Source organism: Streptomyces sp. 2114.4 (assembly GCF_900187385.1).
In the GTDB taxonomy this organism is placed as follows: Bacteria; Actinomycetota; Actinomycetes; order Streptomycetales; family Streptomycetaceae; genus Streptomyces; species Streptomyces mooreae.
Map to the genome: position 1 here is coordinate 1,312,671 of NZ_FYEY01000001.1, position 21,696 is coordinate 1,334,366.

Here is a 21,696-nt window from a genome sequence, read left to right on the forward strand (position 1 = left end):
CGGGGAGACGACGGGCCGAGCGCGTGGCGCGCGGTGCCTGCTGCGGTGCTTAGCGGGCGTAGTACTCGACGACGAGCTGCTCGTCGCAGATCACCGGGATCTCCTTGCGGTTCGGGTCCCGGTCGAGACGGAACGCCAGAGCCGGCAGGTTGACCTCGAGGTAGCGCGGGGTCTCACCGTCGGTGTCGTAGCCACCCTCGCGGGCGACCTGGAAGGGGTGCTTCTCGCGGCTGCGCTCGCGGACCATCACGACGTCGCCGGGGCGGACGCGGAAGGACGGCTTGTCGACCTTGCGGTCGTTCACCGAGATGTGGCCGTGGACGACCATCTGACGAGCCTGGTAGATGGTGCGGGCGATGCCCGACCGCAGGACGAGCGCGTCCAGACGGCGCTCAAGCTCGATGATCAGCGCTTCGCCGGTCTTGCCTTCGACCTTCCGAGCGCGGTCGTAGGCACGCGCCATCTGGCGCTCGCTGATGTCGTACTGCGCACGCAGGCGCTGCTTCTCGAGCAGACGGACCTTGTAGTCACTGCTCTGCTTGCGGCCACGGCCGTGCTCGCCGGGCGGGTAGGGACGGGCCTCGAAGTACTTGACGGCCTTCGGCGTCAGCGCGATGCCGAGCGCGCGGGACTTCTTGACCTTGGGACGCGACTGGTTCACGTGGAACGTTCCTCCATGTAAGTTAGGTGAGGCTTACCTTAGCGCGAGGAGAACGCATGTTTCGACCTGGGATCCCCCTGCCCAGTGCACACCGCACCGAGGCGGGTCAGCCGCGTCCCGTGGAAGGCGCCCAGCGGCCCTCTGCCGCCGAGCGCATACGAACCCTCGTCGAATCCCATGGTATGGCGTCCTTGAGCATCCCCGGTGTCGAGGACCCCGACGAAGCCGGCCTCGCGGCTCCTGTCTGCCGGACCGTGACACCCGGTGGAGACGTGCTGTTGCTGGTTCCTGGGGACTCTGCGGCGGCTCGGGCGGCCGCGCACGCACAGGACGACGACCTCACAGCCGTGATGGAGATCACGGACGTCGCCCCGGTTTCGGTGCCTCACCGCATCCGCGGACGGGCCTGGGTGGCCGGCTGGCTGACCCCCGTACGCAATGACCAGCGCGCCGAGGCCGCCATGCTGCTCGCCGAGCGGCACCCGGTGGGCGAGCTGCTGGGCATCGGTGAGGCGCTGCAGCCGGACCCGGCACCGGGCCTGTACGGGCGGACCGCCTGGATGATGCTGCGCCTGGAGGTCGGCGAGGGCGCGGTGGACGACCTGTGGGGCGCCGAGCCCGTCGAGCCCGACGAGTTCGCGGTCGCGGCCCCCGATCCGCTGGCGCCCCACGAGGCGGAGCTGCTGCAGCATCTGCATTCCGCGCACAGCGAGCAGGTGCGCGGGCTGTGTGCCCTGCTGGGCGAGCGCAAGGATGCCTGCGGGGTGGGCGACCGGGCCGTGCCGGTGGGCCTGGACCGCTTCGGCCTGCGGGTCCGCTTCACCGACGCCGAGCAGCGGTCCTTCGACGCGAGGTTCGACTTCCCCGAGCCCGTGCGGGACGTGACGGAGCTGCGGCGGGCGATGCATCTGCTCTTCGAGGCGGCGGCCGGGTAGCCGGGGCGTGCGGAGCGGCCGGCCCTGCTCGGTGGCGGCCGGCCCTGCTCGGTGGCGGCCGGGGCTACTCGGTGGCGGCCTCGCCGGAGGCCGAGCGCAGGCGGGCGCGGACCCGCTCGGCCACATCGGCGTAGCGTGCCTCCGCGCCATGGCGGGTGGGTTCGTAGTAGCGCTTGCCGTGCACCTCGTCCGGTGCGTACTGCTGGGCCGCGATACCGCCCGGCAGGTCGTGCGGGTACTGATAGCCCTGGCCGTGGCCGAGCTTCTGCGCGCCCTTGTAGTGGCTGTCGCGCAGATGCGGCGGTACCGCACCCGCCTGACCCGCCCGGACGTCCGCCAGGGCGGCGTCGATCGCCAGGTACGCGGCGTTGGACTTCGGCGCCAGGGCGAGCGCGATGGTGGCCTGGCTCAGCGTGATCCGCGCCTCCGGGAAGCCGATCACCGCCACGGCCTGGGCGGCGGCCACCGCGGTCTGCAGGGCCGTCGGATCGGCCAGCCCGATGTCCTCGCTCGCCGAGATCATCAGCCGGCGGGCGATGAAGCGCGGGTCCTCCCCCGCCTCGATCATGCGCGCGAGGTAGTGCAGCGCGGCGTCGACGTCCGAGCCCCGGATGGACTTGATCAGCGCGCTGGCGACGTCGTAGTGCTGGTCGCCGTCCCGGTCGTACTTCACCGCCGCCCGGTCGACGGACTCCTCCAGCGTCTGGAGGGTGATCTCCTTCTCCCCCTTGGACAGCGCGGATCCTGCACCGGCCTCCAGCGCCGTCAGCGCCCGCCGGGCATCGCCGCCGGCGATCCGCAGCAGATGCCGCTCGGTGTCCTCGGGGAGGGTGACCGCGCCCGCCAGCCCGCGCGCATCGCTCAGCGCGCGGCGCAGCAGCCCGCGCAGGTCGTCGTCCGTGAGGGGTTCGAGGGTCAGCAGCAGCGAGCGGGACAGCAGCGGCGAGATCACCGAGAAATACGGATTCTCGGTCGTCGCGGCGATCAGGGTGACCCAGCGGTTCTCCACGGCGGGCAGCAGGGAATCCTGCTGGGCCTTGCTGAAACGGTGGATCTCGTCCAGGAAGAGGACGGTCTCCTTGCCGAAGCCGCCCGAGGCGCGCCGGGCGCCGTCGATCACCGCGCGCACCTCCTTGACGCCCGCCGTGATGGCCGAGAGCTCCACGAAGCGCTTGTTCGTCGCCTGGCTGACGACATAGGCGAGGGTCGTCTTGCCGATGCCGGGCGGCCCCCACAGGAACACCGACGACGGCCCCGCGGGCCCGCCGTTCCCCTCGCCCACCAGCCGCCGCAGCGGCGAGCCCGGCTTGAGGAGATGCTGCTGGCCCACGACCTCGTCGAGGGTGCGCGGACGCATCCGCACGGCGAGCGGGGACCCCGCGGGGTCCTTCTCCTGGCGGTCTTCGGCAGCGGCGGTGAACAGGTCGGGCTCCACGATCACGAGCCTAAGCCACCCCACTGACAACGCCCCGGCGCCGTTGACGGCGGCCGGGGCGTGCGGGGGTTCGTGCGGGCGGCCCGGGGGGCGTTTGGCCCTAGGGGTGTCTCCCCTAGATCAGCGTGCTCCAGTACGACCACCACTTGGTGAGGATCAGCATCGCGATCACGCCGTACCAGACCACGGGCACCACCCAGTGGAACTCCACCACCGCGGCGCGCAGCCCCGCGGGAACCGGGATGATGCCGTGCTTGAGGTTGTGGGCGGTGGTGTACCAGAACATCAGGATGGTGACGCACCAGGTCAGCGTGCACCACAGGCACAGCGCGTTGATGCTGTACAGCGACTGGGTCATCAGCCACATACAGAAGACCGCGGCGAGCCCGGTGCCGATGTTCAGCCCGATCCAGTACCAGCGGCGGAAGCGGGCGCCCGCCAGCAGGGCCATCCCGACCGCCATGACCACGCCGAAGCCGACCAGCCCGGCCATCGGGTTCGGGAAGCCGAAGACCTCCGCCTGCTTGCTCTGCATGACGCTGCCGCAGGAGATGATCGGGTTGAGGCTGCAGGCCGGCTTGTAGTTCGGGTCCTTCAGCAGCTCGAACTTGTCCAGGGTGATGACCCAGGCCGCCAGCAGCCCCAGCGCGCTGGTGATCACCAGGAGCAGCGCGAGGCCGCGGCCGGAACCGATGCTGCCCGCGCCGCTCGCGTGGTCGTCGTCGGTGGACACGTCGTCAAGCGCTGTCGTCGTCATATCGCCGTTCCGTCGATCCCTGGGGAGATGGGGCTGAACACACGGGTCCGCGAGCGCGGCACCGCCGTTCATTCTGCCCCAACTCCACCATGACCCACTGTGCGATGAACATAAAGACGAGGCGGCCGCACACAGCGTTCTCTCAGGCTTCGCCCCGCTCCGGCCCACCCGGCCGCCGCACCGGCCCGCCCGGCCGCCGGTCCGGGGCGCGCCCCCGCCGGTGCGGCGGCCCCGGAATCCCTCCGCCGGGATGACAGCCGCGACCGGCGTTGACACCGGACGCCGGCAGCACGAGGGGCCCGGACGGCAGATCGCCGTCGGGCCCCTCACCCGCTCGCCGTGCGGCCTCAGCCCAGCCTGCGCCGGACCTCCCCGGCCACGCCGTCCAGCGCCACCGCGGTCTGCTCGCCGCTCTCCAGGTCCTTGAGCTGGACGACGCCCTCGGCCAGGTCCCGTTCGCCCGCCACCAGCGCCAGCCGCGCGCCGGAGCGGTTGGCGGACTTCATGGCGTTCTTCAGGCCCTTGCCGCCGAACGCGAAGTCGGTGGCGACACCGGTCCGGCGCAGCTCGGTGACCACACCGAACAGCACCCGGCGGGCCTCCTCGCCGAGCGGGACGGCGTACACCGCGGTGGCGGCGGGGATGTCGAGCGTGATGCCCTCCGCCTCCAGCGCCAGGACCGTGCGGTCGACGCCCAGGGCCCAGCCGACGGACGGCAGCGCGGGGCCGCCGATCATCTCGGAGAGGCCGTCGTAGCGGCCGCCGCCGCCCACCGCGGACTGCGAGCCCAGGCCGTCGTGGACGAACTCGAAGGTGGTGCGGGTGTAGTAGTCGAGGCCGCGGACCAGCTTCTCGTCGTCCTCGAAGGCCACGCCCGCCGCGGTCAGCAGCTCGCGCACCTGCTCGTGGTACGCCTTGCATGCCTCGCAGAGGTAGTCGCGGAGCTTGGGCGCCCCGTCGAGCTGCTTCTGCACCGCCTCGCGCTTGTCGTCCAGGACCCGCAGCGGGTTGATGTCGACCCGGCGCCGGGTGTCCTCGTCCAGGTCGAGCCCGCGCAGGAAGTCCTGCAGCGCGGCGCGGTAGACGGGACGGCACTCCTTGTCGCCCAGGGAGTTGAGCAGGATGCGGAAGTTCCGCAGGCCCAGCGCGCGGTAGGCCTGGTCGGCCAGGATGATCAACTCGGCGTCCAGCGCCGGGTCTTCGGCGCCGATGGCCTCGGCACCGACCTGGGAGAAGTGGCGGTAACGGCCCTTCTGCGGACGCTCGTAGCGGTAGTACGAGCCGGAGTACCAGAGCTTGACGGGGAGGTTGCCGGCCTTGTGGAGGTTGGCCTCCAGCGCGGCCCGCAGCACGGATGCGGTGCCCTCGGGGCGCAGCGCCAGCCGGTCGCCGCCCTTGGTCTCGAAGGCGTACATCTCCTTCGTCACGATGTCGGTGGACTCGCCGACCCCGCGCGCGAACAGCTCGACGTTCTCGAAGCCGGGCGTCTCGATGTAGCCGTAGCCGGAGTTCTTCAGCGGCGCGGAGATCGCCTCGCGCACCGCGAGATAGGTGGCGGACTGCGGCGGGATCAGGTCGTAGGTGCCCTTGGGGGCCTTGAAGGTGCTCACGGAAGCTCTCGTCACATTCCTCGTCGTGGAGCCGGACTGAAGCCGTCTCCGAGGCCGGCGGCCACCTCCCGCAGGAAGGGGTTGGTGGTGCGCTCGTGGCCGATGGTGGTCTGGGGGCCATGGCCGGACAGGACGACGGTCGAGTCCTCCAGCGGCAGGCACACACGCGCCAGCGACTGCAGGATCTCGGCGTGGTCGCCGCCCGGCAGGTCGGTGCGTCCGATGGAGCCGGCGAACAGCAGGTCGCCCGAGAAGAAGACCGGCGGGATGTCGGCCTGCTCGGGCATCCGGAAGGTCACCGACCCCTTGGTATGGCCCGGGGCGTGCGCGACGGAGAATTCCATCCCGGCGAGCTGCAGGGTGGCACCGTCGCCCAGCTCCTTGACGTCGTCCGGCTCGCCCACCGTGAGCTCGCCCATGAGCTGCTGACCGATGGAGCGGCCGAGGGCCTTCTCCGGGTCGCTCATCATGTAGCGGTCCTCGGGGTGGATCCAGGCCGGGACGTCGTGCGCGCCGCACACCGGGACGACCGAGGCGACGTGGTCGATATGACCATGCGTGAGAACGACCGCGACGGGCTTGAGCCGATGCTTTGCGACCGCGTCCTCGACTCCTGGGGCCGCCTGGTGGCCCGGGTCGATGATGACGCACTCCTCGCCTGCGGCGGGGGCGACCAAGTAGCAGTTGGTGCCCCAGGCCCCGGCGGGGAACCCGGCAATCAGCACGTTCGTCCTTACGGTCGGTGTGGAGGCCGGCCCGCAAGGCCGCTCCTCCCGGACATCTCGGCAGCTCCAGAGCCTACCGGCGGGACTCCCGGCAGGGCGAACCCGTATACCGTACGGCCACGGCGCACGAGCGCGATCGATGATCGGACAAGGAGACGACCGGTGGTCAGCAAAGATCAGCGGCGGCGGCAGCTCGCCCGCGAGAAGTACGAGCGTCAGCAGCAACGGCGGTCCGCGGCCCAGCGGAAGGCCAAACGCCGCAATGTGATCATCGCGTCCGTCGCGGCCGTGGCGCTGGCCGCCGGCGCCGCGGTCTACGCCTCCGCAGGCCTCGCGGGCGGCAGCGACCAGGAGGACCGGGCCGCGGCCCCGACGCCGTCCAAGGCGCCGGACCCCTGCAACCGGCCCGCGAAGGGCAGCCCGTCGAAGAAGACCTGGCCGAAGGAGCCGGCGATGTCGCTCGACACCTCGGCCTCCTACTCCGCGAAGCTGGCCACGACCTGCGGCACGATCGGCATCAAGCTGGACGCCGGCAAGGCGCCGCACACGGTCAACTCCTTCGCCTTCCTGGCCGGCCAGGGCTACTTCGACCACAGCAAGTGCCACCGCCTGGTGGACGAGGGAATCTTCGTCCTGCAGTGCGGCGACCCGAAGGGCACCGGTCAGGGCACCCCCGGCTACACCATCCCGGACGAGAACCTGAAGGACCCGCGGCTCAAGGGCGGCGTCTATCCGGCGGGCACGGTCGCGATGGCGAACCGCTACGACGGGGCGAGCGAGAAGACCCGCAACTCCGGCGGCAGCCAGTTCTTCCTCGTCTACCAGGACAGCAAGCTGCCGCCGAACTACACACCGTTCGGCACCATCACGGGCGGTATGGACGTCCTGCGCAAGATCGCCAAGGCCGGTGCCACGACCGACCCGCAGACCCACAACAGTGCGCCCAACGCCACCGTCGTGATCGACAAGGCGTCCGTGCAGAAGTCCTGACCGGCCGGACGACCTGGGGCGGCGGGGCCGCGCGGCCCCGTGCGAACCGCGGAATTTCGTCGTGCTGGATGCGGACAGCGGACCGCCGGTCGCCTAGATTGGCGTTGGGTAGGGTGCCTGCTCCGACGGCTGCCACCCTCACCCGCAATTCAGCCCGTCGGACCGGCCAGGGCGCGGCTCTGCCGGACAGAAACTGTGGACGATGCCGGGGGGCCGCGCGCCCCTGTCGGCATCATGTGGAGGAGGCGCTGTGAGCAGCGACCCATGGGGCCGCGTCGACGAGACGGGGACCGTGTACGTGCGTACCGCCGAGGGCGAACAGGTCGTCGGATCGTGGCAGGCAGGAACTCCCGAGGAGGCCCTCGCCTACTTCGAGCGCAAGTATGAGGGCCTGGTCGTCGAGATCGGCCTCCTCGAGCGCCGGGTCAAGACCACCGACCTGTCGGCGAAGGACGCGACGACCGCGATCGATCATCTGCGCACCCAGGTCGACGAACACCACGCGGTGGGCGATCTGGACGCGCTGCGCAAGCGGCTGGACAAGCTCGTCGAGGCCGTCGAGTCGCGCCGCGAGGAGCGCAAGGCGCAGAAGGCCAAGCAGAGCGACGAGGCCCGGCAGGCCAAGGAGAAGCTGGTCACCGAGGCCGAGGAGCTGGCGGCCAGTGAGCAGTGGCGGGCGGCCGGCGAGCGGCTGCGCGCCCTGGTGGACACCTGGAAGGGCCTGCCGCGGCTCGACCGCAAGACGGACGACGAACTGTGGCACCGTTTCTCGCACGCCCGCTCGGCGTTCTCCAAGCGCCGCAAGGCGCACTTCGCATCGCTGGACGCACAGCGTGAGGAGTCCCGTAAGGCGAAGGAGAAGCTGGTCGCCGAGGCCGAGTCGCTGTCGAACTCGACGGACTGGGGGGCCACCGCGGCCCGCTACCGCGAGCTGATGGCCGACTGGAAGGCCGCGGGCCGCGCCCAGCGCGAGCACGAGGACGACCTGTGGAACCGCTTCCGCGGCGCCCAGGACATCTTCTTCCAGGCGCGCGGCGAGGTCTTCGCGGAACGGGACGCCGAGCAGCGGGAGAACCTGACCCGCAAGGAGGAGCTGGCCGTCGAGGCCGAGAAGCTGCTCCCCGTCTCGGACCTGAAGGCCGCGCGGTCGGCGTTCCGCTCGATCAACGAGCGGTGGGAGGCCATCGGCCATGTCCCCCGGGACGCCCGCCCCAAGATCGAGGGCCGGATGCACGCCGTCGAGCGCGCCATTCAGGAGGCCGAGGAGGGCGAGTGGCGGCGGACGAACCCCGAGGCGCGGGCCCGTGCCGCGGGGCTGACCGGCCAGCTCCAGGACGCGGTCGACAAGCTGGAGAAGCAGATCGACACGGCCAGGGCGGCGGGCAACAACGCCAAGGCCGACAAGCTCGGCCGGGAGCTGGAGGGCCGCAAGGCGCTGCTGGACCAGGCGCTCAAGGGCCTGGAGGAGTTCGGCGGTTGATTGCCCTGCTTTGCGCCTGAGCCGGCGCCGCTCTCGCGGAGGTGGTTGCTCGCCGTTGGGGTTCCTCAATTGATGGTTGGGGTGGCTTGACGGGAAAGGGGCCCCGGTACGGATTCCGTACCGGGGCCCCTTCGCGTGCGTGGCCCTGCGGCCGGTGGGTCTACGGCCTGCGGGCCGACGTCACCCGGTAGACGTCGTACACACCCTCCACGCTCCGTACGGCCTTCAGGACGTGCCCCAGGTGCTTGGGGTCGCCCATCTCGAAGGTGAAGCGGGAGGTGGCCACGCGGTCGCGGGAGGTCTGGACGGCGGCCGACAGGATGTTGACGTGCTGGTCGGACAGGATGCGGGTGACGTCCGAGAGCAGACGGGAGCGGTCCAGCGCCTCGACCTGGATGGCTACCAGGAAGACCGAGGACTGGGTGGGCGCCCACTCGACGTCCAGGATCCGCTCCGGCTGCCGGGACAGCGAGTCGACGTTGACGCAGTCGGCGCGGTGCACCGAGACGCCGTTGCCGCGGGTGACGAAGCCGATGATGGGGTCGCCCGGCACCGGCGTACAACAGCGGGCGAGCTTGACCCAGACGTCGTCGACGCCCTTGACGACCACACCGGGGTCGGCGCTGGAACGCCGCTTGGAGCGCGGCCGGATCGGGGTGGACTCGGCGATGTCCTCGGTGGCCTCGTCCTGGCCGCCGAGCGCCTGCACCAGCTTCTGGACGACGCCCTGGGCGGCGACATGGCCCTCGCCGATGGCGGCGTAGAGCGAGGAGATGTCCGGGTAGCGCATCTCGTGCGCCAGGGTCACCAGGGAGTCGCCGGTCAGGATCCGCTGGATCGGCAGGTTCTGCTTGCGCATGGCGCGCGCGATGGCGTCCTTGCCCTGCTCTATGGCCTCGTCGCGGCGCTCCTTGGAGAACCAGCCGCGGATCTTGTTGCGGGCGCGCGGGGACTTGACGAAGCCCAGCCAGTCGCGGGAGGGCCCGGCGCCCGTTGCCTTGGAGGTGAAGACCTCCACCAAGTCGCCGTTGTCCAGGGTGGATTCGAGCGGGACGAGGCGCCCGTTGACCCGCGCTCCTATCGTGCGGTGGCCGACCTCGGTGTGCACCGCGTACGCGAAGTCGACGGGGGTGGCACCGGCCGGCAGCGCTATCACGTCGCCCTTGGGCGTGAAGACGAAGACTTCGTTGCGGGAGAGGTCGAAGCGCAGCGACTCCAGGAACTCGCCCGGGTCCTCGGTCTCCTTCTGCCAGTCCAGCAACTGCCGCAGCCAGGCCATGTCGTTGACGGTGTCCTGGCCCTTGCCGGCGTTCTTCGGCACGTCCGTACGCACCTTGGACGCGCCGGCCACCGCCTCCTGCTTGTACTTCCAGTGGGCGGCGATGCCGTACTCGGCGCGGCGGTGCATGTCGAACGTGCGGATCTGCAGCTCGACGGGCTTGCCGCTGGGGCCGATGACCGTCGTGTGCAGCGACTGGTACATGTTGAACTTGGGCATCGCGATGTAGTCCTTGAACCGGCCGGGGACCGGGTTCCATCGCGCGTGGATGGTGCCGAGGGCGGCGTAGCAGTCGCGGACGGTGTCGACGAGGACCCGGATGCCCACCAGGTCGTAGATCTCGGCGAAGTCGCGGCCGCGGACGATCATCTTCTGGTAGACGCTGTAGTAGTGCTTCGGGCGGCCGGTGACGGTGGCCTTGATGCGGGCGGCGCGCAGATCGGCCTGGACCTCGTCGGTCACTATGGCCAGGTACTCGTCGCGCTTGGGCGCCCGCTCGGCGACCAGCCGGACGATCTCGTCGTACATCTTGGGGTAGAGGATCGCGAAGGCGAGGTCCTCCAGCTCCCACTTGATGGTGTTCATGCCCAGGCGGTGGGCGAGCGGAGCGTAGATCTCCAGCGTCTCGCGGGCCTTCTTCTCCTGCTTCTCCCGCTTGAGGTAGCGCATGGTGCGCATGTTGTGCAGCCGGTCGGCGAGCTTGATGACCAGGACGCGCGGGTCCTTGGCCATCGCGACGACCATCTTGCGCACGGTCTCGGCCTGCGCGGCCTCGCCGAACTTGACCCGGTCGAGCTTGGTGACGCCGTCGACCAGCAGCGCGACCTGGTCGCCGAAGTCGCCCCGCAGGGTGTCCAGGCCGTATTCGGTGTCCTCGACGGTGTCGTGCAGCAGACCGGCCATCAGCGTCGCCGGGTCCATGCCCAGCTCGGCGAGGATCGTCGTCACCGCGAGCGGGTGGGTGATGTACGGGTCACCGCTCTTGCGCTTCTGTCCGCGGTGCCAGCGCTCGGCGACCTGATAGGCCCGCTCGATCTGGCGCAGCGTCCCGGTCTCGATCTTGGGGTCGTTGCCGCGGACGGCCCGCAGCAGCGGCTCCAGGACCGGGTTGTACGGACTGGAGCGCTGGACGCCGAGCCGGGCGAGGCGGGCGCGGACCCGGTTGGGTGAGCCGGAGCGGCCGGCGGGAGCGGGGGCCGGCGGCTTGGGCGGGGCGGGCTGGTCGGCCTTGGCGGGCGGCTTGGCCGCGCGGGACGGCGCCGCCGGCTGGGGCGAGGAGGCCGCCGGGCCCGGCTTGGGCGCCGGGCGGGGCCGCTCGGCGGGGGCCTGGGACGCGGTCGATCCGCCGCCCGTCGGCCGGGGCGCGGTGGTGCCGTCGGACGCGCCCTGCCGCTCGGGCTGGGGCGTCTTCGAGGACGCCTCGGCCGCCGGCTTCGGCTCGTCCGGGCGCGCGGCGTCGGATCCCGCCGGACGCAGTCCGGGGGAGAGCGGCTGGGCCTCGTCTGGCAAGAGCACTCCTCAGGCGGCTGGGACCCCAGGACCTCGAACGGGCCGGGGTGCCATGGTATCGACCTCGGGGCCACTGCTCCCCCGCGGCCGCGGTTCCGTACATGACACAGCAGCAGGGGCACCCGGATTCTTCCGGATGCCCCTGTTTGCGCGATGGTGCGGTGCGAGCCCGCTCAGACGGTGATCAGGGCCTCCAGCGCAGCGCCCTTCAGGCCCGGCTCCAGCCGCTCCCGCCCGGCCAGGAAGCCCAGCTCCAGCAGGACCGCCACGCCCGCGACCTCGGCGCCCGCGCGGCGGATGAGCTGCAGCGAGGCATCGGCGGTGCCGCCGGTGGCCAGGACGTCGTCGATCACCAGCACCCGGTCGCCCGGGGCCAGCGCATCGGCGTGCATCTCGATCTCGGCCGTGCCGTACTCCAGCTCGTAGGCCTGCCCGAGCGTGGTGCCGGGCAGCTTGCCCGCCTTGCGTACGGGGACGAAGCCGATTCCGGCCCGGACCGCGACCGGAGCGGCGAGTATGAACCCGCGCGCCTCCAGGCCCACGATCTTGTCCACGCGGTGGCGTCCGCACAGCTCGGCGAACGCCTCGGTCAGCGCGCCGAAGGCGGCCGGGTCGGCCAGCAGCGGGGTGATGTCCTTGAACATCACGCCCGGCTGGGGATAGTCCGGAACGTCCGCGATCCGGCTGAGCAGCAGCTCACGCAGCTGTGCGGGGGCGCTCACCGGCGCTTGCCCGACGGGCGGCCGCGTCCGCGGTTGCGGGAGGCGGGCTGCCGGCGGGGGCCGACGACCGCGGCGCCGTCACCGTCCTCGGCGTCCGCCACGCCGGCGGTCTCCTCCTGGGCGTCCTCCTGGCCCGCGGCCTTGGCCTCGGCCGCGGCACGCTTCGCCTTGACCCGCTTGGCCAGTGCCTGCATCTGCGGCTCGCGGTTCTTCAGGTCCGCGACCAGCGGGGTCGCGATGAAGATCGAGGAGTACGCACCGGCGGCGAGGCCGACGAAGAGGGCCAGCGAGATGTCGTTGAGCATGCCCGCGCCCAGGACACCGCCGCCGACGAACAGCAGACCGGCGACCGGGAGCAGCGCCACGACGGTGGTGTTGATGGAGCGCACCAGGGTGCCGTTGATGCTGCGGTTGGCGATCTCGGTGTAGGTGAAGCGGGTCTGCTTGGTGATGTCCTTGGAGGCTTCCTTGAGGCTGTCGAAGACGACGACCGTGTCGTAGAGGGAGTAACCGAGGATCGTCAGCAGACCGATGACCGTGCCGGGGGTGACCTCGAAGCCGACCAGGGCGTAGATGCCGACCGTGATCGTCAGGTCGTGGATCAGCGCGATCAGGGCGGCCACCGCCATCCGCCACTCGAAGGCGATGGCCAGATAGAGCACCACGAGGACCATGAAGATCCCCAGGCCCAGCCACGCCTTGTTGGCGATCTGCTCGCCCCAACTCGGGCCGACCAGCTGGGTGTTGACGTCCTTGACCGGGACGTTCAGGTCCTTGGCGAGCTCTTCCTGGACCGGCACCGCCTGCTTGGTGTCCAGACCGCTGATCTGGATGCGCAGGGCGCCGGTGTTGGCGAGCTTCTGCACCACGGCCTGGCGGCCGCCGGCCGCCGACTCGGCGTTGTGCTGGGCCTCGGTGGTGGACACGGAGGTCTTCGGGGTGGTGAACACCGCACCGCCGGAGAACTCGATGCCCATGTTCAGGCCGCGCACCCCGAGGCCGACGATGGCCACGATGGTGATGAGGATCGAGAGGCCGTACCAGATCTTCCGCTTGCCGATGAAGTCGTAGCCGACCTCGCCGCGGTAAAGCCGGGCGCCGATGTTTCCGAGCTTGGACATCTCACGCCTCCTTCGTGGTGGGGGCGGCGCCGCGACGACGGCGCAGCGGCGGCTTGGCGCCCAGGCGCTTGGGGTCGAGGCCGGACCAGGAGTGGCCGTCGGAGAAGAACTTCCGCCGGGCCAGCAGGGTCATCAGGGGCTTGGTGAACAGGAAGACCACGACGACATCGAGGACGGTGGTCAGGCCGAGCGTGAAGGCAAAGCCCTGGACCTTGCCGACGGTGACGATGAACAGCACCGCGGCGGCCAGGAACGACACGAAGTCGGAGACCAGGATCGTGCGCCGGGCGCGCGGCCAGCCGCGCTCGACGGCCGGACGCAGGGTGCGTCCCTCACGGATCTCGTCCCGGATGCGTTCGAAGTAGACGATGAACGAGTCGGCGGTGATACCGATGGCGACGATGGCGCCACAGACCGCCGGGAGGTTCAGCGCGAACCCGATGGCCGGGCCGAGCAAGGTCATGATCGTGTACGTCAGGACCGCCGAGACGCCCAGGCTCGCCAGCGCGACCAGCGCCAGCCCCCGGTAGTAGGCGACCAGGTAGAGGACGACCAGCGCGAGGCCGATGGCACCGGCGATCAGACCGGCGTGCAGCTGCTCGCCGCCGAGCGCCGCGGTGACCGTGGTCTCGTCGTCGATCTTGAAGGAGAGCGGCAGGGCGCCGTAGGAGAGCATGTTGCCCAGGTCCTCGGCGGACTGCTGGGTGAAGCCGCCGGAGATGGTGGCTCCACCGCCCATGATGGCCTTGTCGACCGAGGGAGAGGACACGACCGCACCGTCGAGGACGATCCCGAACTGGTTCTGCGGCGGCGTCTTGGTGGCGAGCTTGCCGGTGATGTCCCCGAACTTCTTGCCGCCCTCGGAGGTGAAGTCCATCTGGACGATCCAGCCCTGGCCCTGCTGGCTGTCGAAGACGGCCTTGGCGCTGCTGACGTCCGTGCCCTCGACGGCGACGGGGCCGAGCGCGTACTTCTGGGCACCGTCCTGCTTGCACGCCACGATCGGGTCGGACGGCTTGGTGTTCGCGGCCTTCTCGCCCGCGGCGGCGCGGCTCGCCTTGGTGGTGCAGTCGAGCGCGTCGAGCTGCTTCTGGAGGGCCGGCGGGATGGCCGCTCCGCCCGGAGGCGTCGGCTGCACCGGGGGCGCGGAGGGCTTGCCGGAGGGAGTGGGCTTGGCGGACGGCGCCTTCTTCAGCGACGCGGTCACCGCGCGGCCCTGCGTCGTCGGCTTCGCGTCCGGCGACTGCGGGGAAGAGGCCTTCTGCCCGCTGCCCGACTGCTTCCGGGCCGGGTCACCGGCGGCCTTGTCCCCCTTGCCCTTGCCGTTCGCACCGCTCTGGGAGGGGCCCGGCTTGGGCTGCTCGGGGGTCTTGGCGCCCGTGGTGGTGGTCAGCACCGGCCGGAAGCCGAGCTGGGCGGTGGTGCCGACCTGCTGGCGCGCCTGCTTCGCGTCCGTCCCCTTGGGGATGTTCACGATGATGTGGTTGCTGCCCTGCGTCTGGACCTCGGACTCGGTCACCCCGAGACCGTTGACCCGTCGCTCCATGATGCCGGCGGCGGTTTTCATATTGGTCTCGTTGATCGCGTTGGGCTTGCCCGGCTGGTTCTGGGCCGCCAGCGTGAAGCTGGTGCCGCCCGCCAGGTCGATGCCCAGCCGCGGCGTCATCGTGCCGGAGTAGAACATGCCTCCGATCAGCCCTGCCATGGCGATCAGGACCAGGATCAGGGTGCGGCCCGGATGCCCCTGGCTCGCGGGCGTCCTGCGGCCCTTCTTCGGTGCTGCCACCTTCTCGTATCTCCCTGTCCAACCCCTCGGCCCGGGATGCCGGCCGAGGAGCCACGAAGTCTTGTGGGGACGTGCCCCCGCCGGAGCCTAGACCGTCCCGGAACCGCGGCGCACGGCACTCGACGCGTGCTCCGCGGTTCCGTGGGGCGGACTACTTCGCTTCGTCGTCGCCGGACTTCTTGTCGTCCTTGGCGGTGTCCGCGTCGGCCTTGACGGTGTCCTTGGCGTCGCCGGCGGCCTTGGTCTCCCCCGCCTCGGCGGCGGGCTTGTCCGCGGCGGCCGCGTCGGCCGGGGTCTCGGCCTTGCCCAGGTCGATCTTGTCGCCCTTGTCACCCTTTTCGGTGGCCTCGGCGGCGGCGGTGCCGGTCAGCGAGGAGGCGTCGTCCGGGACGATCGGCTCGTCGCCGTGGATCGGGTCGGCACCGTCCAGGATGCGGTTGTACTCCTCGTCCGCGAGCACCGCGCCGATGGCGTTCTTGGCGTAGATCGCGTGGACGCCGGGGGCGACCTCCAGGAGGACGGTGTCCTCGTGGATTTCCTTGACGGTGGCGTACATGCCGCCGATCGTCCGGACGCCGGTGCCGGCCTGCATTTCGTTGCGCATCTGCGCGGCCGCCTGCTGCTTCTTCTTGGCAGACCGGGTCATCAGGAACATGGCCCCGATGAGGACGATGAAGGGGAGGAGAGTCACGATACTCACGGGACGGAAATCCTTCGCACGACCGCTGATGCGCGGTCTCTTATACGGGGGTGGGTATGCCGTCCATACGAACGGCATCGGCGGAGTCTAGGCGAGTCCCCACCAGTGGAACAACGCCCAGCATCCCACCGCAGTTCCTGGCCGGGCGAGTCCCCGCGCCGTCACGCCCCGAACAAGCCCTGCTGTCCGCTCCCGCCGGTCTGCTGCTGCGGAGGAACGAGGCCCAGGTGGGCCCAGGCGGCCGGTGTCGCGATCCGGCCCCGAGGGGTCCTGGCCAGCAGTCCTTCCCGTACGAGGAACGGCTCGGCGACCTCCTCGACGGTCTCCCGCTCCTCCCCCACCGCGACCGCGAGGGTGGACAGGCCCACCGGGCCGCCGCCGAACAGCTTGAGCAGGGCCGTGAGCACGGCGCGGTCGAGGCGGTCCAGGCCGCGGGCGTCGACCTCGTAGACCCCGAGGGCCTGAGAGGCGATCTCGCGGGTGATCAGGCCGTCGGCCTTCACCTGGGCGTAGTCGCGCACGCGGCGCAGCAGGCGATTGGCGATACGAGGCGTGCCGCGGGAGCGGCCGGCGATCTCGGCGGCGCCCTCGGGTTCTATGTCGAGGTCCAGCAGCCCGGCCGAGCGGTGGATGACCCGCTCCAGCTCGGCGGGGGCGTAGAACTCCATATGGGCGGTGAAGCCGAAGCGGTCGCGGAGCGGGGGCGGCAGCAGACCGGCCCTGGTCGTGGCCCCGACGAGGGTGAACGGGGGGAGCTCCAGGGGAATGGCGGTGGCTCCCGGTCCCTTGCCGACGATCACGTCGACGCGGAAGTCCTCCATCGCCATGTAGAGCATTTCCTCGGCGGGCCGGGACATCCGGTGGATCTCGTCGAGAAAGAGGACCTCACCCTCCTGCAGGGAGGAGAGGATCGCGGCGAGGTCACCGGCGTGCTGGATGGCGGGCCCGGAGGTGATCCGGATCGGGGCGCCCATCTCGGCCGCGATGATCATGGAGAGGGTCGTCTTGCCGAGGCCCGGCGCCCCGGACAGCAGGACGTGATCGGCGGTGGCACCGCGGGCGCGGGCGGCGCGCAGCACCAGGTCGAGCTGTTCGCGCACCCGCTCCTGGCCGACGAACTCCCCGAGGTCCTTGGGCCGCAGCGCGGCCTCGACGGCGGTGTCCTCGCCGTCCGCGTCGGCTCCGACCAGCCGGTCGGGCGCCCCCGGGTCGGCGTCCTCGGCGGTGTGCGGTGCGGTGTCGTCCCAGTTCACTGCGGATTGCCTCGTGGGGTGGTCGGGGCGGCCGGGCCGCCTGCGTGGTCGTACGGTCGGGGGCGCGAGGCCCGGCCGGCGGCGGTCATCGCGCCCGGTTCAGAGTCTGCAGGGCCGCCTTGAGCAGCTGCGGCACCTGGGGGCTGCCGCCCTCGGCGACGGCCGCCTCGGCCTGCGGGGCGACCGCGGCGACCGCCTCGTCCGCCTCGCGGGTGGCGTAGCCGAGGCCGATCAGGGCGGCGTGCAGCTGGTCGCGCCAGCCTGCCGTGACGGCGCTGCCGACGCCCGCGCGGCCGGTGCCCACCGGCTCGCCGAGCCGGTCCTTGAGCTCCAGGAGCAGCTTCTGTGCCCCCTTCTTGCCGATGCCGGGCACGGCGGTGAGGGTCTTCTCGTCGCCGGTGGAGACGGCGAGGCGCAGGGTGTCCGGGGAGTGCACGGCCAGCATCGCCTGGGCGAGCCGGGGGCCGACGCCGCTGGCGGTCTGCAGCAGCTCGAAGGTCTGCCGCTCGTCGTCGTCGGCGAAGCCGTAGAGGGTGAGCGAGTCCTCGCGGACGACGAGGGAGGTGGCGAGCTTGGCCGGCTGCCCGATACGCAGGGCGGACAGGGTGTTCGGCGTGCACTGGACGGCCATGCCGACGCCGCCGACCTCGACGACGGCGGTGTCCGGGGCGAGGGCCGCGACCGGGCCGGAGACGAAGGCGATCATCGGGTGCCCTTCTGGGGAGCCGTCCGGCGGGTGCCGGAGGACGGAACGGTGGTGGAGGCGGCGCGACGGGCCGCGGCATGCGCCTGCTGGAGGCGGTTGACCGCGGGGGCGCGCCAGATGTGACAGATGGCGAGTGCCAGGGCATCGGCGGCGTCGGCCGGCTTCGGCGGCGCGTCCAGCCGCAACAGACGCGTGACCATCGCCCCGACCTGGGCCTTGTCGGCCCGGCCCGAGCCCGTGACGGCGGCCTTGACCTCGCTGGGGGTGTGCAGCGCGACCGGCAGCCCACGGCGGGCCGCGCACAGCATGGCGACCGCGCTGGCCTGGGCGGTGCCCATGACCGTACGGACGTTGTGCTGGCTGAAGACCCGCTCCACGGCGACGAACTCCGGGCTGTACTCGTCGAGCCAGGCGTCTATGCCGCGCTCGATCTCGACGAGACGCTGCGCGATCTCGGCGTCCGCGGGGGTGCGGACGACGCCGACGCCGACCATGGTCAGCGGGCGCCCCGCGACCCCGTCGACCACGCCGACCCCGCAGCGCGTCAGCCCCGGGTCCACCCCCAGCACCTTCATCGCTCCCCGCCCCTCGCACTTGTCGCCCGGCTGTTCCCGACCGGAGGCGCCCGCCCCCGAAGAGAGCGAATGCCCCCTGATCAGCACAGTAATGGCTGCCACTGACAAACGGACGGGCCGACGGGGTGTGTCCCCGTCGGCCCGTCAGTCGACCGAGCGTGCCACGCCTGTCAGGCGTCGACCTTGGCCATCACATCGTCCGAGACATCGAAGTTGGCGAAGACGTTCTGCACGTCGTCGCTGTCCTCCAGCGCGTCGATCAGCTTGAAGATCTTGCGCGCGCCCTCTTCCTCCAGCTCGACCTGCATGGTCGGGACGAAGTTGGCGTCGGCCGAGTCGTAGTCGATGCCGGACTCCTGGAGGGCACTGCGGACCGCGACCAGGTCGGTGGCCTCGCTGAGCACCTCGAAGGACTCACCGAGGTCGTTGACCTCCTCTGCGCCCGCGTCCAGCACCGCGCCCAGGACGTCGTCCTCGGTCAGTTCACCCTTGGGGACGATCACCACGCCCTTGCGGTTGAACAGGTACGACACCGAACCCGGGTCGGCCATCGAACCACCGTTGCGGGTCATGGCGACGCGGACGTCCGAGGCGGCACGGTTGCGGTTGTCGGTCAGGCACTCGATGAGCACCGCGACACCGTTGGGGCCGTACCCCTCGTACATGATGGTCTCGTAGTCGGCGCCGCCGGCTTCGAGCCCCGCACCGCGCTTGACCGCGGAGTCGATGTTCTTGTTCGGCACCGAGCTCTTCTTGGCCTTCTGGATGGCGTCGAAGAGGGTCGGGTTGCCGTCCGGGTCGGCGCCGCCGGTACGGGCCGCGACCTCGATGTTCTTGATCAGCTTCGCGAAGAGCTTGCCGCGCTTGGCATCGATCACGGCCTTCTTGTGCTTCGTCGTAGCCCATTTAGAGTGGCCGGACATCCGCCTGTCTCCTTCGCGTAACCAACGTCTGAATGAACGCCTCAGATCCTACCGGGGCCGGATCACACGGTGTTACTCCCGCCCGTCACCCGGCCACCACTTGGGACGGCCCGCTAGGCGCGCCGCACCATGTCCACGAACAGGGCGTGGACCCGGTGGTCGCCGGTGAGCTCCGGGTGGAAGGACGTGGCCAGGACGTTACCTTGCCGCACGGCCACGGTGTGCCCGTCATACGTCGCCAGCACCTCGACCGCGCCGCCGACCGACTCGACCCAGGGCGCCCGGATGAAGACGCCCTCGACCGGCCCGCCGGGGATCCCCGCTACGTCGATGGCCGCCTCGAACGACTCGTTCTGCCGCCCGAAGGCATTACGGCGCACGATCATGTCGATGCCGCCGAACGTCTCCTGGTCCTCACGGGCGTCCAGCAGCTTGTCCGCGACCATGATCATGCCGGCGCAGGTGCCGTAGACCGGCTTGCCCGCGCGGATGAAGGCACGCAACGGCTCCAGCACGCCGAAGACGACCGCCAGCTTGGACATGGTGGTCGACTCGCCGCCCGGGATGACCAGGCCGTCGATCCCGTCCAGTTCCTCGGAACGGCGCACCGGCCGGGCCTGGGCACCGGTGTCCGCGAGCGCCTTGAGGTGCTCGCGGACATCGCCCTGCAGGGCCAGCACACCGATAGTGGGGGTGCTCATCTGCCGTCCTACCAGCCGCGGTTGGCGTAGCGCTCGGCCTCGGGGAGGGTGTCGCAGTTGATGCCGACCATGGCCTCGCCCAGGTTGCGGGAGGCGTCCGCGATGACGGCGGGGTCGTCGTAGAAGGTGGTGGCCTTCACGATCGCGGCGGCGCGCTTGGCCGGGTCGCCGGACTTGAAGATGCCGGAGCCGACGAAGACGCCCTCGGCGCCGAGCTGACGCATCAGCGCGGCATCGGCCGGGGTGGCGACACCACCGGCGGAGAACAGCACGACCGGCAGCTTGCCGAGCTCGGCGACCTCCTTGACCAGCTCGTACGGGGCGCGCAGCTCCTTGGCCGCGGCGAACAGCTCGTTGTGGTCACAGCCGCGCAGCTTGGCGATCTCGCCCTTGATCTGGCGCAGGTGGCGGACCGCCTCGACGACGTTGCCGGTGCCGGCCTCGCCCTTGGAACGGATCATGGCGGCGCCCTCGGCGATCCGGCGCAGGGCCTCGCCCAGGTTGGTGGCACCACAGACGAAGGGGGTGGTGAACGCCCACTTGTCGGAGTGGTTGACCTCGTCGGCCGGGGTCAGGACCTCGGACTCGTCGATGTAGTCGACGCCGAGCGACTGCAGGACCTGGGCCTCGACGAAGTGGCCGATCCGGGACTTGGCCATGACCGGGATGGAGACGGCGTTGATGATGCCGTCGATCATGTCGGGGTCCGACATCCGGGCCACGCCGCCGTCCTTGCGGATGTCGGCGGGGACCCGCTCCAGGGCCATGACCGCGACGGCGCCCGCGTCCTCGGCGATCTTCGCCTCTTCCGGCGTGACGACGTCCATGATCACGCCGCCCTTGAGCTGCTCGGCCATCCCGCGCTTGACGCGCGCGGTTCCGGTCTCGGGGTTCTGGGGCGTGGTGGGCGTGCTGGACACGGTTCGACCTCACTCAATCCGGGTGGCTGTACTGCTGCGCCCACACAACCGTTAGTGAGTGGCCCGGGAAAAGGGCCAATTAGAGGTCAGTGGCTCTTCACTACTGGGAGTCGCAGATTCCGGCTCTCCCCGCCCCGGTCCCGCTTCCCGCTTCCCGCTTCCCGCTTCCCGCTTCCCGCTTCCCGCTTCCCGCTCAGCTTCCGGCCGAGCGGTCGTCCAGGACGACCGGCGGCTCGTCGTCCATCTCGAAGGCCAGCGGGAACGGCGCATGACCGGCCAGCCGCAGATAGCGCACCACCCGGTGGCGGCGGACGGCACGCGCGGCCCGTACGGCATCGTTGTGGAACCGTCGGGCCATCGGGACCCGGCGCACGGCGGCGGTGAGTTCGGTGACCGTGCGCTCACCGCCCGGGGCCTCCCGTACGGCCTCCAGCTGGGCCTCCTCGGCGAAAATGGCCCGCAGCGCCTGGCTCAGCTCACTCTCCGCGACCTCGCGATGATCTTCCGCGGCCTGCCGGGCCTCATGCGCGGCCTGGTAGAGCACGATCGAGGCGGCGGGGTCGAGGATCCCCGAGGTCCCCACCTCCTGCGCGACGGACGCCCGCCGCAACAACTGGGCGTCGAGGGCCGCCCTGGCCGCGTCGATACGCGCGTGCAGGCGGTCGAGGCGGCCCGCCGTCCAGCTCAGATAGATACCGATGAGGACGATCGCGGCGGCGATCCAGATGAACGTGGTCACGCCGGGTCACGATACGCGTCCGTCTTTGCCGCCGATCCGCTGCGCTTTGCCGGCGGCGTACGTTTCCGGCTTGCGCGCCGTGGGTTGTTGCTCGCCGTTGCTCCCTCACCTGAAGGGCGTGGGAGGTACCCCCAGCGGCGAGCAACCCGCACGGCGGGAAAGCCAAAAA

The 21,696-nt window shown here is 70.8% G+C and carries 20 protein-coding genes; 3 read left to right on the plus strand and 17 right to left on the minus strand.

Features of this window, described 5'->3' with window-relative positions; all coding sequences use genetic code 11:
* Positions 1 to 49: 49 nt before the first annotated feature.
* Positions 50 to 661, minus strand: a complete 612-nt coding sequence (gene rpsD, locus CFW40_RS05670; protein ID WP_030987289.1) for a 30S ribosomal protein S4 — start codon at positions 659 to 661, stop codon at positions 50 to 52.
* Positions 662 to 843: 182 nt separating this feature from the next.
* On the opposite strand from rpsD, the gene CFW40_RS05675 reads away from it, so the two are divergent.
* Positions 844 to 1,596 carry a DUF2470 domain-containing protein gene (locus CFW40_RS05675; RefSeq protein WP_088796747.1) on the plus strand — a complete coding sequence of 251 codons (753 nt, stop codon included), beginning with the start codon at positions 844 to 846 and terminating at the stop codon, positions 1,594 to 1,596.
* Between the two features lie 64 nt (positions 1,597 to 1,660).
* Here the strand turns inward: CFW40_RS05675 and CFW40_RS05680 are convergent, their stop codons facing one another.
* From CFW40_RS05680 to CFW40_RS05695, 4 genes are all read right to left on the minus strand, one after another.
* Complete coding sequence (locus CFW40_RS05680) at positions 1,661 to 3,031, minus strand: replication-associated recombination protein A (RefSeq protein WP_088801931.1); 1,371 nt, start codon at positions 3,029 to 3,031, stop codon at positions 1,661 to 1,663.
* 115 nt (positions 3,032 to 3,146) lie between these two features.
* Positions 3,147 to 3,788, minus strand: coding sequence for a vitamin K epoxide reductase family protein (locus CFW40_RS05685; protein ID WP_088796748.1), 642 nt, complete (start codon positions 3,786 to 3,788; stop codon positions 3,147 to 3,149).
* A gap of 347 nt (positions 3,789 to 4,135) precedes the next feature.
* A complete protein-coding gene (gene hisS / locus CFW40_RS05690; RefSeq protein WP_088796749.1) occupies positions 4,136 to 5,398 on the minus strand; it encodes a histidine--tRNA ligase in 1,263 nt (420 codons plus the stop codon).
* A gap of 11 nt (positions 5,399 to 5,409) precedes the next feature.
* Positions 5,410 to 6,123, minus strand: a complete 714-nt coding sequence (locus CFW40_RS05695; protein ID WP_088796750.1) for an MBL fold metallo-hydrolase — start codon at positions 6,121 to 6,123, stop codon at positions 5,410 to 5,412.
* A gap of 162 nt (positions 6,124 to 6,285) precedes the next feature.
* On the opposite strand from CFW40_RS05695, the gene CFW40_RS05700 reads away from it, so the two are divergent.
* Together CFW40_RS05700 and CFW40_RS05705 are read left to right on the plus strand one after the other, a co-directional pair.
* On the plus strand, positions 6,286 to 7,113 hold the full coding sequence (locus tag CFW40_RS05700; protein WP_088796751.1) for a peptidylprolyl isomerase: 828 nt from the start codon (positions 6,286 to 6,288) through the stop codon (positions 7,111 to 7,113).
* A 250-nt stretch (positions 7,114 to 7,363) separates the two neighbouring features.
* Positions 7,364 to 8,593: a DUF349 domain-containing protein gene (locus CFW40_RS05705; protein ID WP_088796752.1), complete on the plus strand. Its 1,230-nt coding sequence runs from the start codon at positions 7,364 to 7,366 to the stop codon at positions 8,591 to 8,593.
* Positions 8,594 to 8,753: 160 nt separating this feature from the next.
* Here the strand turns inward: CFW40_RS05705 and CFW40_RS05710 are convergent, their stop codons facing one another.
* From CFW40_RS05710 to CFW40_RS05765, 12 genes are all read right to left on the minus strand, one after another.
* Positions 8,754 to 11,381, minus strand: a complete 2,628-nt coding sequence (locus CFW40_RS05710; protein ID WP_088796753.1) for a bifunctional (p)ppGpp synthetase/guanosine-3',5'-bis(diphosphate) 3'-pyrophosphohydrolase — start codon at positions 11,379 to 11,381, stop codon at positions 8,754 to 8,756.
* Between the two features lie 173 nt (positions 11,382 to 11,554).
* The gene (locus CFW40_RS05715) at positions 11,555 to 12,103 is read right to left on the minus strand and encodes an adenine phosphoribosyltransferase (protein ID WP_088796754.1); all 549 of its coding nucleotides are present in this window, start codon (positions 12,101 to 12,103) and stop codon (positions 11,555 to 11,557) included.
* Positions 12,100 to 13,224, minus strand: coding sequence for a protein translocase subunit SecF (gene secF, locus CFW40_RS05720; protein WP_088796755.1), 1,125 nt, complete (start codon positions 13,222 to 13,224; stop codon positions 12,100 to 12,102). Before secF ends, CFW40_RS05715 begins: the two co-directional genes overlap by 4 nt.
* Before the next feature lies 1 nt (position 13,225).
* Positions 13,226 to 15,010: a protein translocase subunit SecD gene (gene secD, locus CFW40_RS05725; RefSeq protein ID WP_088796756.1), complete on the minus strand. Its 1,785-nt coding sequence runs from the start codon at positions 15,008 to 15,010 to the stop codon at positions 13,226 to 13,228.
* 151 nt (positions 15,011 to 15,161) lie between these two features.
* Positions 15,162 to 15,710, minus strand: a complete 549-nt coding sequence (yajC, locus tag CFW40_RS05730; protein WP_088796757.1) for a preprotein translocase subunit YajC — start codon at positions 15,708 to 15,710, stop codon at positions 15,162 to 15,164.
* Positions 15,711 to 15,871: 161 nt separating this feature from the next.
* Positions 15,872 to 16,963: a Holliday junction branch migration DNA helicase RuvB gene (gene ruvB, locus CFW40_RS05735; protein ID WP_088796758.1), complete on the minus strand. Its 1,092-nt coding sequence runs from the start codon at positions 16,961 to 16,963 to the stop codon at positions 15,872 to 15,874.
* Between the two features lie 85 nt (positions 16,964 to 17,048).
* Entirely contained in the window at positions 17,049 to 17,669 is a 621-nt protein-coding gene (gene ruvA / locus CFW40_RS05740; RefSeq protein ID WP_088796759.1) for a Holliday junction branch migration protein RuvA, read from the minus strand.
* Entirely contained in the window at positions 17,666 to 18,244 is a 579-nt protein-coding gene (gene ruvC / locus CFW40_RS05745) for a crossover junction endodeoxyribonuclease RuvC (RefSeq protein WP_088796760.1), read from the minus strand. The genes ruvA and ruvC overlap by 4 nt, the downstream gene beginning before the upstream one ends.
* 170 nt (positions 18,245 to 18,414) lie before the next feature.
* Positions 18,415 to 19,167: a YebC/PmpR family DNA-binding transcriptional regulator gene (locus tag CFW40_RS05750; RefSeq protein WP_030076370.1), complete on the minus strand. Its 753-nt coding sequence runs from the start codon at positions 19,165 to 19,167 to the stop codon at positions 18,415 to 18,417.
* Between the two features lie 113 nt (positions 19,168 to 19,280).
* Complete coding sequence (pdxT, locus tag CFW40_RS05755; RefSeq protein WP_088796761.1) at positions 19,281 to 19,868, minus strand: pyridoxal 5'-phosphate synthase glutaminase subunit PdxT; 588 nt, start codon at positions 19,866 to 19,868, stop codon at positions 19,281 to 19,283.
* A gap of 8 nt (positions 19,869 to 19,876) precedes the next feature.
* Positions 19,877 to 20,788 (minus strand): pyridoxal 5'-phosphate synthase lyase subunit PdxS, encoded by a 912-nt coding sequence (gene pdxS, locus CFW40_RS05760; RefSeq protein ID WP_088796762.1) that lies wholly within the window; start codon positions 20,786 to 20,788, stop codon positions 19,877 to 19,879.
* A 193-nt stretch (positions 20,789 to 20,981) separates the two neighbouring features.
* Complete coding sequence (locus CFW40_RS05765; protein ID WP_088796763.1) at positions 20,982 to 21,527, minus strand: hypothetical protein; 546 nt, start codon at positions 21,525 to 21,527, stop codon at positions 20,982 to 20,984.
* Between the last annotated feature and the right edge of the window lie 169 nt (positions 21,528 to 21,696).